10 protein-coding genes are annotated in these 14,251 nt (G+C 38.7%); all 10 read right to left on the bottom strand.

The window, feature by feature from the left end; translation table 11 throughout:
• Positions 1–69: 69 nt before the first annotated feature.
• The 10 genes from ACH3O9_RS09560 to ACH3O9_RS09515 all read right to left on the bottom strand — a co-directional run bounded on the left by ACH3O9_RS09560 (position 70) and on the right by ACH3O9_RS09515 (position 14,246).
• Complete coding sequence (locus tag ACH3O9_RS09560; protein WP_416439795.1) at positions 70–2,361, bottom strand: NADP-dependent malic enzyme; 2,292 nt, start codon at positions 2,359–2,361, stop codon at positions 70–72.
• A 60-nt stretch (positions 2,362–2,421) separates the two neighbouring features.
• Entirely contained in the window at positions 2,422–3,360 is a 939-nt protein-coding gene (locus ACH3O9_RS09555) for a carbohydrate kinase family protein (RefSeq protein ID WP_416439793.1), read from the bottom strand.
• On the bottom strand, positions 3,357–4,538 hold the full coding sequence (locus ACH3O9_RS09550; RefSeq protein WP_416439791.1) for a glycoside hydrolase 100 family protein: 1,182 nt from the start codon (positions 4,536–4,538) through the stop codon (positions 3,357–3,359). The genes ACH3O9_RS09555 and ACH3O9_RS09550 overlap by 4 nt, the downstream gene beginning before the upstream one ends.
• A gap of 27 nt (positions 4,539–4,565) precedes the next feature.
• Positions 4,566–6,284: a sodium:solute symporter gene (locus tag ACH3O9_RS09545; RefSeq protein WP_416439789.1), complete on the bottom strand. Its 1,719-nt coding sequence runs from the start codon at positions 6,282–6,284 to the stop codon at positions 4,566–4,568.
• Positions 6,285–6,471: 187 nt separating this feature from the next.
• On the bottom strand, positions 6,472–7,404 hold the full coding sequence (gene queG / locus ACH3O9_RS09540; RefSeq protein ID WP_416439787.1) for a tRNA epoxyqueuosine(34) reductase QueG: 933 nt from the start codon (positions 7,402–7,404) through the stop codon (positions 6,472–6,474).
• Positions 7,401–8,726 (bottom strand): cytochrome P450, encoded by a 1,326-nt coding sequence (locus tag ACH3O9_RS09535; RefSeq protein WP_416439785.1) that lies wholly within the window; start codon positions 8,724–8,726, stop codon positions 7,401–7,403. The genes queG and ACH3O9_RS09535 overlap by 4 nt, the downstream gene beginning before the upstream one ends.
• Before the next feature lie 33 nt (positions 8,727–8,759).
• On the bottom strand, positions 8,760–9,782 hold the full coding sequence (ruvB, locus tag ACH3O9_RS09530; protein WP_416439783.1) for a Holliday junction branch migration DNA helicase RuvB: 1,023 nt from the start codon (positions 9,780–9,782) through the stop codon (positions 8,760–8,762).
• A gap of 126 nt (positions 9,783–9,908) precedes the next feature.
• Positions 9,909–11,732 (bottom strand): cytochrome c oxidase subunit I, encoded by a 1,824-nt coding sequence (locus ACH3O9_RS09525; protein WP_416439781.1) that lies wholly within the window; start codon positions 11,730–11,732, stop codon positions 9,909–9,911.
• Positions 11,733–11,759: 27 nt separating this feature from the next.
• A complete protein-coding gene (locus ACH3O9_RS09520) occupies positions 11,760–12,830 on the bottom strand; it encodes a cytochrome c oxidase subunit II (RefSeq protein WP_416439779.1) in 1,071 nt (356 codons plus the stop codon).
• 27 nt (positions 12,831–12,857) lie between these two features.
• Positions 12,858–14,246 (bottom strand): quinol:cytochrome C oxidoreductase, encoded by a 1,389-nt coding sequence (locus ACH3O9_RS09515; protein WP_416439777.1) that lies wholly within the window; start codon positions 14,244–14,246, stop codon positions 12,858–12,860.
• Positions 14,247–14,251 lie beyond the last annotated feature (5 nt).

Below are 14,251 nucleotides of genomic sequence, written 5' to 3'. Positions count from 1 at the left end.
TTAGGGGCCTCAAATGTACTAAATAAAAATGCTTTGAATAAGGCTGATTTTCTGCCTTTTCGACCGATTTTATAGTGTAGTTTCCTGTTTTTTCTCCTTTTGCTGCGCGTCAATAACAGCTATTGCCGCCATATTAACCATCTCATCTACACTGGCACCTAATTGCAACACATGAACCGGCTTACGCATACCCAGCATGATAGGCCCAATATTATCTGCCTTATCAAGTTCTTTGAGCATTTTGTATGTAATGTTTGCCGAGTCTATATTTGAAAAAATAAGGGTATTGACCTTTTTACCTGCCAGTTTTGAAAACGGAAATTTACTCTTTAGCATTTCCGCATTTAATGCGAAATCCGCCTGCACTTCACCATCTACTAAAAGATCTGGATAGTATCTGTGTAAGTAAGAAACGGCTTCCCTCATTTTAACTGCTTTTTCATTTTTAGAAGATCCAAAATTTGAATAAGAGGTCATTGCAACAACAGGCTCAAGACCAAACATGCGTACCGTACGCGCTGTCATTTGTGCGATCTTTGCCAACTCTTTTGCCGTAGGGTCAATATTTATTGAAGTATCTGCTAGAAATAATGGCCCACGAGAAGTAATCATCAGGTTTGTAGTCGCGACTTTTTGCACATTAGGAGCAGCTCCTATCACCTCAAGTACTGGTTTTACAGCAGAAGGATAGCTGCTAGAATAACCTGTTATCATACCGTCTACATCACCTTCACTCACCATCATAGATGCGTAATAATTACGCTGTCTCATCAGTTTTTGAGCATCAAAATAGGTTACCCCTTTGCGTTTGCGAGATTGCCAGTAGATGTGGGCATATCTGTTAAGATGTTCCTTCTCTTCAGGAGATTTAGGATCTATTATCTCAACATCTGCCTCGTCAAACTCCAGCTCTTGCATAAGCTCGAGTATCGTCTCACGATTACCTAATAAAACCGGGAATGCAATACCATCGTCATGAACGATCTGTGCAGCTTTTAAAACATCTAGTTGATCTGATTCTGCAAAAACAATACGTTTTGGGTTAGTGCGCGCGCGATTAAGCAGAAGACGTACAATCTTATTATCAGAACCCATTCTATCAAGAAGCTCGTCCTCATAACGTTGCCAATCTATAATAGGTACACGTGCAACGCCACTATCCATAGCCGCTTGTGCAACTGCCGGCGGCACTTTTGTTATTAATCTAGGATCAAAAGGCTTAGGGATAATATATTCTCTATTAAAATTAAGCCTTGTTTCGCCATAAGCGATATTTACCTGCTCGGGCACAGATTCTTTAGTCAATTCGGCTAGTGCTTTCACCGCCGCCATTTTCATTTCTTCGTTAATCTTAGTGGCTCTAACATCTAAAGCTCCGCGAAAAATAAAAGGGAAACCAAGCACATTATTCACCTGATTAGGATGATCAGATCGTCCTGTAGCCATAATAATATCCTTACGCACAGAAACAGCCACATCATAAGGAATCTCAGGATCTGGATTTGCCATGGCAAAAACAATAGGATTATCTGCCATAGAAAGCAGCATATCTTCACTTACAATGTTTGCAATAGAAAGACCGATGAATACATCTGCATCTTTCATAGCCTCAACAAGCGTATCTATCTTACGATCTGAAGCAAATTCTTTCTTCTCAACAGAAAGATTTTCCCTGTCACTTCTAATTACACCTTTGCTGTCAAGCATAACAATATTCTCTGCTCTGGCGCCAAAGGCTTTATATAATCTTGTACATGATACTGCGGCAGCACCTGCGCCACTTACCACTATACGTACATCTTCTATATTTTTTTCTGCAAGTTCAAGAGCATTAAGCAAAGCTGCTGCAGAAATTATTGCAGTACCGTGTTGATCATCGTGCATTACAGGAATATCAAGCTCTTCTTTAAGTCTTCTCTCTATTTCAAAAGCTTCAGGCGCTTTTATATCTTCAAGGTTTATCCCCCCAAATGTTGGAGCAATATTTTTAACCGTTTCTATAAAAGCATCAACATCTTTAGTCCCTACTTCAATATCAAAAACGTCTATACCTGCAAATATTTTAAAGAGCAGACCTTTACCTTCCATTACTGGTTTTGAAGCTTCGGGACCTATATCGCCTAAACCTAAAACCGCTGTACCGTTAGAAATAACCGCCACAAGATTACCCTTAGCAGTATATTTATAGGCGTTGTCTTTATCTTTCTCGATCTCAAGACAAGGTTCTGCAACCCCTGGCGAATAAGCCAATGAGAGATCTCTTTGTGATGAATATTTTTTTGTGGGAACAACTGAAATTTTTCCAGGTGTAGGTTTTGCGTGATATACTAAAGCCTCTCGACGTCGGTTTTGTTTACTCATAAGATTGGTACTTAACGCTACAAAAATAAAGCTAATTTTTGGGGGAAGATAGCCCTTATGCTATTTGATTTTTAACAATTCTGCCAGAATATCCAGATGTGCGGGAAGGCCTCCTAAATTCTGTAATTTAAAAGCTGCAACTTGTTGACCGGTTTTTAAAGCCTTTTCATCATCATATCCTTTTAGATAACTAAAAAGAAAGCCAGACCAAAATGCGTCACCTGCCCCTGTAGCATCTACTACTTTGTTTATTTTAAATGCAGGAAACGAGATAACGCTGCCATTTTTTCGCGAAAGCTTAACTCCCTCACTTCCTAACGTAAGACAAACAACGCCAACCCCCAGATCATGAAAAAAGTCAAAAATTGCCTGATGACTTCGTTTTTCATCAAAAAGGCGCAGCATATCATCTTCACTTATTTTTACAAGAGGATCGTAACTGCAATAGGTTTTTATATGTCTTAATGCCTTTTCACGATTGGGCCATATTCTGGGACTGTAATTAATATCAATACTGAGTTTACACCCCATTTTTACAGCTTTACCAGCAGCATTCATAATTGTGGTACGGGCAGGATTCTTGTTTAAAGCGAAACACGTTGTATGAAATATTTTTGCCCGTTTTAAGATCTCATTGTTTACCTGCTGCTCACCTATGAGTTTATCTGCCTGCCTGTAAGCTATAAAATCTGGAGTTGCGGTGGTCTTAGATACAAAGATTACACTTGTAGGATGTGTATCTATCATCCTGAGCGAACTAACATCAAGCTGTTTATCTTTAATCTGATCTTTTATAAAATGACCAAAACCATCATCGCCTACTGTACTTATAAGTCTTGGGTTAAGCCCCAGCCGTTTCATATTGACAGCGACATTTGTAGGGCTGCCGCCTAAAAACCGATGAAAGTCAGTGGTTTTTTGAAGATTAGTTTCTTCCTGATGCCCTATAAAGTCAATGAGTATCTCACCTACACAAAGTATATCTATATCTTTTGTCATATCAATAACGTGTTTCCCGCCAGGCCTTGTTTAAGCATAATGCTTGCCGCCGCGCTCCATGCACAATGCGGAACACCATTAGGCTCACCGGTTTTTGAATTGAAATTCTCATAAAACGACCAGTTTTTGGCCTCATTTAACCGATTTATGACTTGCAAAACCCGATTTCCCTGCTCTATTTTACCATGTTTTATCAAGCCCAAACCGTAAAATCCATTTACCATTTGCCAGGTGCCACCATTATGAAATTCATAAGGATGATTCCGGAATTGATATTTGCAGTTATTTACTAAAAAACGCCATTCTTCATCGCCTTCTTCTATCACAGGCCAGAAAGCCGGAAGCAAATCAAGCTTTAAACCACTGCGCAAATTTTCTGTGTAGTCTATGAGTTCACTTGTATCATTATCATCACCCAGATCAAGTAAAAGCGCAAGACTATTTGCAAAACCATCAAATTGAGTTTGATAACCAGCCGGCTCCAGAGAGGCTGCCCAATATGATCTAGTCTCTAAATTAGAATACGCCTTTGGGTGATAAACCGTTTGCTCAGTTTTCCGTTTTTTGTAATTATTTTCTAGTTTTTGCCGTATTACGGCTGATTTTTCGCTTAAAGCGAAATCATCTTTAAAATATAAATAACACTTTAAAGCCCATAGCCTTAGCAGCTGATCGTACAATATAAATCCCTGCGTGGGATATTCATCTGCCCAGTTACCGCTACGTGGTACGTACATGAGATCACCGTCGTTATACTCCCATGACTGCATGAGCTTAAAACCCAATTTTATATTAGGCTCGAGCTTCTCCAGCAAGTTTATATCGCCTGTCTTATATGCATACTGACAAACACCTATTATGAACCAGCTCACAGTATCTACACGGCCCGCTAGTCCGCCAAAACTAACTTCCGTTCCAGCCTCAGTAAAATGAACATTTGAAGGTATATTGCCTAAAGCGTGTTGATTTATGGCTAGTGTGAGTAGCGTCTCTTTAAAAGTTGCAATCAATTTATCGTCGCCGTCAAGCAAAGCTGCCAGACCGCAAATCACCCCATCTCTTGCCCAAATTCTTCTGTAATTTGAAATTTCATTTGCACTGGCCAGAAAACCTCTTTCAGTAGAAACTTTAAGAAGTAATTCTTTAGCCCGGTCATAAGCGTATGATTCATCAGTCATATGACTATAATAAAAATTGAATGGTTATTACCAGAAATATCCCACAATAATTGAAGTAAGGATAAGCAAAATAATCGCTAGCTTTCTGTAATTCTTATACCATGGTAACGCTTTTAATTCTTCAGTTTCTGATGTAAAAATCTCTTTCTTATAGGTATACTCAGCCACTTTACCGGGATCTGGTGCAGGCGTCATTAAACTTACCACTACGTGTACAAAAGCACAGATCACAAATAACCATGATGCTTTAGCCAGGAAATGTAAATCGTTAACTGCGGGAACCCAATCAAAACTTTGAGAAAGTATCATTAACACGGCTATGGTAAATCCAAACAACAGACTCACAATAGAACCTGTTCCATTTGCACGTTTCCAGAAAAGCCCCAGAACAAAAGCTGAAACAGCCGGTGGACTTGTATACGCAATCACCAATTGTAAATACGTCCATAAAGAATCACTTACACGTTCTATAAAAGGTACCCAAAGTATTGCCAGAACAACTAAAATCACGGTAGTTATCTGCCCTGCTCTCACCAATTGCTTACTCGTAAGATCTGGTTTAAGAACCCGAACAAAATCCATAGTTACAAGAGTTGATGCAGAATTAAACGTAGCAGACACAGATGACATCATCGCTGCCATAAGACCGGCAACCACAAGACCTAAAATGCCCGTGGGTAATAACTGAAATAACAATACAGGATACGTAAGGTTAGGGCAATTTGCAAGATCGTCGCAAACCTGACCATTTGTAAGTGTATAATTAAGGTCTGAAATATCAAGTGAATTAAATAATAAAAGTGCCAAAACTCCCGGCACAACCATGATAAAAATCACAGGAAGTTTAAGTAAACCGGCAAATAAAGCGCCTAGTCTACCATGATTAAGGTCTTTTGCTCCCAGAACACGTTGCACCATAAACTGATTATTTGCCCAGAAATAAAAACCTAAAAGCGGCACTCCCGTTATGAGTCCCCACCAGGGCATAAATTCATCGTTAGAAGGTCTTACAAGACTAAAAACCTCTTCAGAATTCTCTGGAATAAAATGACCCTCTGCAGCCCTATCGCCAAAATTCACATCACCCGCTGCCAGCATACCATCTAGTTTGCTCATCATCGTATTCCAGCCGCCTCCTAATTGGTCAAAGGCAAAATACGTAAGCAAGCATGAACCTATAATAAGAAGAACTGCCTGAATAACCTCTGTCTGTATAACAGAGTTCAGCCCACCGGGTATTGTATAAGCCGCAGCTGCTACAGCCAAAATTATGAGAATCCACGTAGAATCCATTTCAGGGAAAAGCAAACTCAAAACGATCTTACCTACGTAAAGGCCTGCCGCTGTATCTACCAGAATATTCCCGATTATGGTTATGAAAGAGAAATAATAACGCGATCTGCTGTCATACCTTCTCTCCAGAAACTCTGGCATTGTATAAACTCCTGACTTTATGTAAAAAGGAAGAAAGAATATTGAAAAGAAAATCAACACGACGACAGCATACCACTCGTAGTTATAAACGTTGACATTTGTTTGATACGCATCTGAAGCTAAACCTACCAGCGTAGAACTTGAAATATTAGCCGAAAATAAAGCGATACCAACAATAGGCCATGTCATTGTGCGACCACCGAGAAAGTAATCTTCAGAGTTGCCCCTTTTTGATTTGGAAATTCCATAAATCACAATCCCAAGAAGGTAAATGGCGATTATCGCAATGTCTAGAATAGGTAAAGAATTCATCAGCTAGCTTTAGTGTTCGTACTTCTAAAATAATTCTCAGATTCATTATTAAAAGCGCAATCGTTTGAGAGAGCTTGTCACAATAATCCGGGGATCAAGATACGAGAATTGCAGTAAATAATTAGCATAGTTTTAACACTTGGAAAAATCGGGTGAAACCGTGATAAAATCGGCAATTTTGAGTCTATTATCGGCTGTTTTTCAGGAAGTCAATATTTCGCTTTAGCCCGGAAAATTTTGTTCTCTTAACCGGTGATTTTTTAAATATTTCTGAAAATACGTCTTGCGTAAGCTCTTCCCATTCCTTTTTTGACTTAGAAAGCATGTCTGGATTAGGATTAAAAAGCGGCTCATTATGCGGTTTTGAAAAGCGATTCCAGGGGCAAACGTCCTGGCAAACATCACAACCAAACATCCACTCATCCATTTTATCCTGTGCGTAATTAGGAATTTCATTTTTAAGCTCGATCGTAAAATAACTAATGCACTTACTCCCGTCTACCACATACGGGTCTACAATTGCCTGCGTAGGACACGCGTCTATACACGCAGTACAACTCCCGCAATGATCTGTAACGGCATGATCATAATCAAGATCCAGATCAACAATTAATTCTGCAATAAAATAAAAAGAACCTACTTGCTTGGTTAGCAAATTACTGTTTTTGCCTATCCAGCCCAATCCACTTTTTGCTGCCCAGGCTTTGTCAAGAACAGGAGCCGAATCTACAAATGCGCGGCCGTGCACATCACCTATTTTTTCTTCAATAAAATGCAGAAGTGCTTTCAGCTTGTCTTTAATCACAAAATGATAATCTGTACCGTAGGCGTATTTTGAGATTTTATAAGAATCTCCATTTTGAGATTCTTCAGGATAATAATTAAGCAAAAGCGAAATCACACTTTTAGAACCGGTAACTAATTTGGTAGGATCAAGGCGCTTGTCAAAGTGATTTTCCATATACGCCATTTCACCATTCATGCTCTTATTAAGCCAGGCCTCCAGCCGCGGAGCCTCTTCTTCCAGAAATTCAGCCTTAGAGATACCGCATGACATAAAACCAAGACGTTTAGCTTCGGCTTTAATCAATGCTGTATGTTTTGCCCTGTTTTCTATCATCTTGCTGTAAATTCTAAGAAGGCATTTTTCGGCTTCAGCGTAATTAACGGCAGAATCTCAATAGGTGTTGTTTTTGGCTCAATTTTAAAACGCAGAGTTAATTTCGCAACAGCGAGAATCATTTCATACATCGCAAAATTATTACCTATACACATGCGCGGACCAGCGCCAAACGGATAATAATACGAACTATGTACGTTTGTTTCACTGAACCTTTCCGGAATAAATTTTAAAGGCTGTCCCCAATAATCAGAATGCTTATGAATCTCGTGAATGGAAAATAAAAGGTTGGATCCTTTATCTATTTTCATCCCATTATATTCATCTTCTTCTTTGTTTACGCGATCGATAAAATAAGCCGGCGGATATAAGCGTAAAGATTCTTCTACAACCTGTTTGGTATATTTACATGCCTGTATAAACTCTAATATTGAAGAGGTTTCCTTTTTCGCAGCAGCGACTTCATCGTAAATTCTGTTTTGCACTTCAGGATTACACGCAAGAAGTTGGCCGGTAAAGGTAAGCGCATTAGAAGTTGTCTCATGCCCGGCGGTAAACAGAATGAGAATTTCATCTATCAACTGTTCTTCATCCATCGCATTCCCATCCTCATAGCGAGCATCAAGCAACATATCTAGCAGATCATTTTCTCTTACACCGCTAATGCGCCGTGCCTCGACTAAAGTTTTTAAAATTTGTCTGGCTTCCTGAGTAAGTGCAATATGCTTTTTTATGCTGCCGCCCCATTTAAACCACCAGGATTTATATGGTTGACGCAGCTCGTGAACCAGCATTTTCTGAGCAGCTTCAGTAATGTATTGTAGTCTGTTAATTGCGTCCTGACCCACGGCGCTACTGAAGAGGGACTTTACCACCGTCTGGAAAGCCAGATCATTATATATAGGAAAAATATCAATAGGCTTGCCGGTTTCAATTCTGTTTAATTCAGTATCAATTGCATCACTAATTGTAGTCAATAGATTTACAAGTTGCTTTTTGTGAAATGCCGGCTGAATTAATTTACGCTGCTTTGCCCAGTGTTCTCCTTCTGCGGTCAATAAACCCTTACCTACATATTTTGCCAGATCTTTAGTCTGTATGGGCGATTTTGTATAGTTTTTCTGGTTTTTTTGCAGTGCGTATTGTGCAAATCCCGCATCGCGCGAAAAGATCACAGAGCGATTAGGACCAATATTTAGACGAAAAGTATCACCATGCTTTTCAAAATTCTTATGATGGAAGGGTAACGGATTTTTAAGAATGCTGCCCGCATGTAAAAGGAACTGAATAACAGAAACGGAAGGAATCTCTTTTACATGCATAAAATCTCTTTCTGAAAAAATTTCACATTAAGCTTAAAACAAGCCTCCCTGACTATTGCCTTTTACTCTGCCCAGATGTTTGTAAGCAGCTTCGGTTACTTCACGGCCACGTGGTGTGCGCATAATAAAACCCTGTTGAATAAGAAAGGGCTCGTAAACTTCTTCTATAGTTTCGGGGCTTTCTGAAACAGCGGTGGCAATTGTAGTAATCCCCACCGGGCCTCCTTTAAATTTATCTATAATGGTAGCAAGTATTTTATTATCCATTTCATCTAAACCATGCGCATCGACATTTAGGGCTTTTAACCCGAATTTTGCTATAAAAAGGTCGATTTTTCCATTTCCTTTTATCTGTGCAAAATCCCGAACTCTGCGCAAAAGTGCATTTGCAATACGGGGCGTACCGCGGCTACGACCGGCAATCTCAATTGCAGCTTCAATATCTATAGGTACATTTAATATCTCTGCACTACGTTGTACAATTGTGGTGAGCAATTCTGTATTGTAATATTCAAGACGCGAAGCGATACCAAAACGCGCGCGCATAGGTGCAGTAAGCAAACCTGACCTGGTGGTAGCGCCTATTAATGTAAAAGGATTTAAATTAATCTGAACAGTACGCGCATTAGGCCCAGACTCGATCATAATATCGATCTTGTAATCTTCCATCGCAGAGTACAAGTACTCTTCAACAATAGGACTTAACCGATGAATCTCATCAATAAAAAGAACATCTCTTTCATCAAGATTAGTAAGTAAACCTGCCAGATCGCCCGGTTTATCTAAAACAGGTCCTGAAGTCACTTTTATACTAACGCCAAGTTCATTTGCCAGAATATTGGCTAGTGTTGTTTTACCAAGTCCGGGAGGGCCGTGAAACAAAGTATGATCTAAAGCTTCACCTCTTAAATTAGCAGCTTTCACAAAGATCTGTAAATTCTCAAGCACCTGCTCCTGCCCCGCAAAATCATCAAAACTAAGCGGTCTCAGGGCGCGCTCAATATCCTGGTCTTCGCGGGTAAAATTGTCTCCTGTAGGGTCTAGGTTCTCGTTCATGCACCAAAGATAATCATAGAATATTTGTAATACTGAAAATCGGTATTTACTGCTTAAATATCGGTCTTAAACACTAAAAAACCCACTCGCATGAGTGGGTTTTTGTAATATATTATTGAAATCGAACTAGTGATTCATTTCTTCTTCATTTTCCTGAAGAGGTATATTCTGTGGGATGTAATCCTGACCTGCAATAACATAATCAGTTTCATCTTCATTTAGTTTACTATAGTCATATGACCAACGATAAACTTCAGGAATAGCACCTTCCCAGTTTCCATGAATGTGCTTGTGTTCTGTGGTCCATTCTAATGTATTTGATTTCCAAGGATTTTTAGGTCCTTTCTTTCCATAGAAAATAGAGTGGATAAAGTTATATACAAATACTAACTGTACAGCACCTGTAATTAAAGCTGCAACTGTGATCATAATATTCACATCTGCAAGATCATCAAAATAAGGGAAAGCGGTGTTAGTATAATAACGTCTTGGTAAACCAGCCATACCTATAAAGTGCATTGGGAAGAAAATCGCATAAGAGCCGATAGCTGTTACCCAAAAGTGCACATAGCCCAGGTTTTTATTCAACATACGTCCCTGAAACATTTTAGGGAACCAGTGATATACACCTGCAAATAAACCATACAGCGCAGAAATACCCATCACTAAGTGGAAGTGAGCTACTACAAAATATGTATCGTGAACGTTTATATCAAGTGTACTGTCTCCTAAAATAATACCTGTTAAACCACCGGTAATAAATGTAGAAACAAGACCTATAGAGAAAAGCATTGCAGGATTAAACTGCAGATTACCTTTCCATAATGTTGTGATATAGTTAAATGCTTTTACCGCAGATGGAATCGCAATTAATAATGTTGTAAATGTAAATACAGACCCCAGGAAAGGATTCATACCAGATACAAACATGTGGTGACCCCAAACTATAGTAGAAAGGAACGCGATCGCTAAAATAGAAGCAACCATCGCACGATATCCAAAAATAGGTTTGCGCGCATTAGTAGCAATAACTTCAGAAGAAATACCCAATGCAGGTAATAACACGATGTAAACCTCAGGGTGACCTAAGAACCAGAATAAGTGCTCAAAAAGTACCGGAGAACCCCCACTGTTATGAAGAACTTCACCACCAATATAAATATCTGACAAGAAGAATGAAGTACCAAAACTTCTATCCATTATAAGTAATAAAGCTGCTGAAAGCAATACCGGGAACGAAACAACACCAATAATAGCAGTTACAAAGAATGCCCATATTGTTAAAGGTAAACGTGTCATCGACATACCTTTTGTACGTAGGTTGATTACAGTTACTATATAGTTAAGTGAACCTAATAAAGAAGATGCAATAAATATAGCAAGAGAAACCAACCAAAGTGTCATCCCCATACCTGAAGCAGGAATAGATTCTGGAAGTGCAGATAAGGGAGGATAGATAGTCCATCCTGCTGCTGCTGGTCCAGACTCTACAAATAAAGAGCAAACCATAATAACTGAAGAAAGGAAGAACAACCAATAGGATACCATATTTAGGAATCCTGAAGCCATATCTCTGGCCCCTATCTGTAGCGGAATTAAAAGGTTACTAAAAGTACCACTTAAACCTGCTGTCAAAACAAAGAATACCATTATGGTACCGTGAATAGTTACCAGAGAAAGGTAGATACTAGGATCCATAACACCATTTTCGGCCCATTTTCCTAATAACATTTCAAAAATGGTAAACTTTTCTTCTGGCCAGGCCAATTGCAACCTGAACAAAAGTGACATAGAAATACCAATGAATCCCATTATAAGACCAGTAATTAAATACTGCTTAGAGATCATTTTATGGTCAGTACTAAAAATATAAGTACTTATAAAGGTCTGCTTATGATGATGCCCGTGCTCCTCGTGAGCGTGATCTATAGCTGGTGCGTGTGCTGACATAATCTAATTTCTTTTGAATATCAATTTTTATTGTTGAGCTAAAGTTGATTTAAAGGTCTTTTGATCTTTAAGCCATGCCTCAAATTCTTCCTGCGTCTCTACAACGATCTTCATTTGCATATTATAGTGACTGGCTCCACAGATCTTGTTACATAGCAAATAGTAATCAAATTGATCATAATCATCTAATGCAACATCTCCTGCGGCAACTAACTCTTTACTTCTGGTTGTGCGTATTTCTTTAATACGACGCATTTTATCTTGTATATATTCAGTGCCTCTAATTTCTTCTGTTGTTACCGTAGGAGTGAAAGAAAATTGAGTGATCATTCCTGGTACAACATTCATTTGAGCCCTAAAGTGTGGCATATAGGCCGAATGCAGGACGTCCTGAGAACGTAACTTAAAAACAACTTGTCTGCCAACAGGCAAGTGTAATTCCTGCGTCACGATATCATCCATCCCATCGTCATCTGAAGCATCAATACCTACAGTATTTGCACCTTCGATGAAACGCACATTAGCATTACCCAGCGTATTATCATCACCAGCATATCTAGCTCTCCAATTGAAACGCTGTGCGTATAACTCAACTACAAGTGCATCCTCATCTTTCTCAAAGTTCATGATATCAGACCAAGTGAACAGTCCATAGATAATTAATCCTGCTAAAACCACAACCGGAATAATCGTCCATATAAACTCAAGCTTATCATTATCTGCATAAAACAAAGCTTTTCTACCTTTCTTACCGTGATATTTGTAAGCAAAAATATGTAGAAGACCCTGGGTTATAATTTGTACAAACATGATCAAAGCTATAGATACGAACATTAACGTGTCGTACTTTCCACCATGCTCAGAAGATGCCTCTGGAAGGTAAAAACGTGAATAATACCAGAAGCAGTAAAAACTGATAAAGTAAAGAAATATAACAAACATCAACATCAACTTTGCGTTGATACGATTGTCTTTATTGTTTGCTACTTCCCCGCTGTCGACTTCAGATTTGATCTGCGACAATTTGTAAATCTTACTCATTTGCCAAACAGATGCGGCAAAAAGAATGATTACTATAAGTACTAGAAAAACGGTCATTTGTATCTCTTTTCTTTTTCGTTTCTATTAATAATGGTAATTCTCACTTTCTTTAATAAATGGATCTCCTTCATGTCTTAACGGCACTTTAGCAAGTCCTGTACCTACTACAAAGACAAATAAGCCTAAGAAAAAGAAAAAGCCAGAAATTTCGGGGATGCCAATAGACCAATAAGGCCCTACAGTTGACGGCATAACCAATAAGAATATATCTATATAATGTCCTGTCAATATTATTATACCCGTAATTACTACAAACCAAGGAAGACGTTTAAAGTCGCTATTCATTAATAGTAAAATTGGGAATACAAAATTAAGAACTAGCATTCCAAAAAACAGCAAATTATACTCCTGAATTCGTAATATAAAATAGGTAACCTCTTCAGGCATGTTAGCGTACCAGATCAACATAAATTGACCGAACCAAAGGTATGTCCAGAAAATACTAAATGCGAACATGAATTTAGCAAGATCATGCAAGTGACTGTCATTAACATAAGGCAACAGACCACGTCCTTTTAAGAACACTGTTACCATTGCAATAACTGTAATTGCAGAAACAAACATACTTGCAAATACATACCATGCAAATAAAGTACTATACCAGTGCGGTGTCATAGACATAAACCAGTCCCAAGCCATCATTGATTCTGTAACGATAAAGAATATCAAAAAGAATACAGAAAACTTAAAGTTTCTTTTATATGGATCAAGCGTAGTTGAATGAACGACTTCTAAAGCATTTTTTCGAGAAAAATGACGGTATAAGTTCCAACCCAATACATATATAATAGCACGTATTAAGAAGAAAGGGAAATTAAGATATCCTGACTTTGCCTGAAGAATAGAATCTCCAGCGACAAGCTCTTCATTTTGCCATGGATAAAAATGTGTCCCGGCAAAAACAACGATTATAAAAACAATAATAGAACCAGGAAGCAAATATGTTGTTACTCCTTCTATCACTCTGTAAAGAACAGGTGACCATCCAGCCTGTGCAGCATATTGAATCGCATAAAACACTAAGGCTCCCAAAGCAATCATCATAAAGAAGAAAGCAGACACAAAAGTTGCAGACCAAGGTTTAGCCTGCATTTGATGCAATACATGCTCCATGTGTTCATCATCATTGTGATGAGCCTCACTAGACATATCTTTAGATTGCTCCATTGCATGATCAGCATATCCTTCTCTACCACGAGCCTCATCTACAAAGTTTGCAGATGAATGACTATCTTCCCCATGCTCAGATGTTGCGTCACCATGACCTTCTCCATGACTCTCATGAGCAGCCATAATTTTTTTTACATCGGCAACAGTAGATGGTGTTGATAGAAACCCATAAACTATCCCTATCAGGCCAATAGCCATCAATATGATGGAAAAAATTTTGAATTTACTAGAAAACGTGTACATAAGTA

The sequence above is a fragment of the Leeuwenhoekiella sp. A16 genome (assembly GCF_047946675.1).
Taxonomy (GTDB): domain Bacteria; phylum Bacteroidota; class Bacteroidia; order Flavobacteriales; family Flavobacteriaceae; genus Leeuwenhoekiella.
The sequence above is the reverse complement of the archived record's forward strand: the minus strand, read 5'-3'. Positions and strand labels throughout refer to the sequence as shown.

What these genes read in the sequence shown, in the direction of transcription:
- ACH3O9_RS09560 (WP_416439795.1), bottom strand. Translation starts at nt 2,361, where the DNA reads ATGAGTAAACAAAACCGACGTCGAGAGGCTTTAGTATATCACGCAAAA.
- ACH3O9_RS09555 (WP_416439793.1), bottom strand. Translation starts at nt 3,360, where the DNA reads ATGACAAAAGATATAGATATACTTTGTGTAGGTGAGATACTCATTGAC.
- ACH3O9_RS09550 (WP_416439791.1), bottom strand. Translation starts at nt 4,538, where the DNA reads ATGACTGATGAATCATACGCTTATGACCGGGCTAAAGAATTACTTCTT.
- ACH3O9_RS09545 (WP_416439789.1), bottom strand. Translation starts at nt 6,284, where the DNA reads ATGAATTCTTTACCTATTCTAGACATTGCGATAATCGCCATTTACCTT.
- queG (WP_416439787.1), bottom strand. Translation starts at nt 7,404, where the DNA reads ATGATAGAAAACAGGGCAAAACATACAGCATTGATTAAAGCCGAAGCT.
- ACH3O9_RS09535 (WP_416439785.1), bottom strand. Translation starts at nt 8,726, where the DNA reads ATGCATGTAAAAGAGATTCCTTCCGTTTCTGTTATTCAGTTCCTTTTA.
- ruvB (WP_416439783.1), bottom strand. Translation starts at nt 9,782, where the DNA reads ATGAACGAGAACCTAGACCCTACAGGAGACAATTTTACCCGCGAAGAC.
- ACH3O9_RS09525 (WP_416439781.1), bottom strand. Translation starts at nt 11,732, where the DNA reads ATGTCAGCACACGCACCAGCTATAGATCACGCTCACGAGGAGCACGGG.
- ACH3O9_RS09520 (WP_416439779.1), bottom strand. Translation starts at nt 12,830, where the DNA reads ATGACCGTTTTTCTAGTACTTATAGTAATCATTCTTTTTGCCGCATCT.
- ACH3O9_RS09515 (WP_416439777.1), bottom strand. Translation starts at nt 14,246, where the DNA reads ATGTACACGTTTTCTAGTAAATTCAAAATTTTTTCCATCATATTGATG.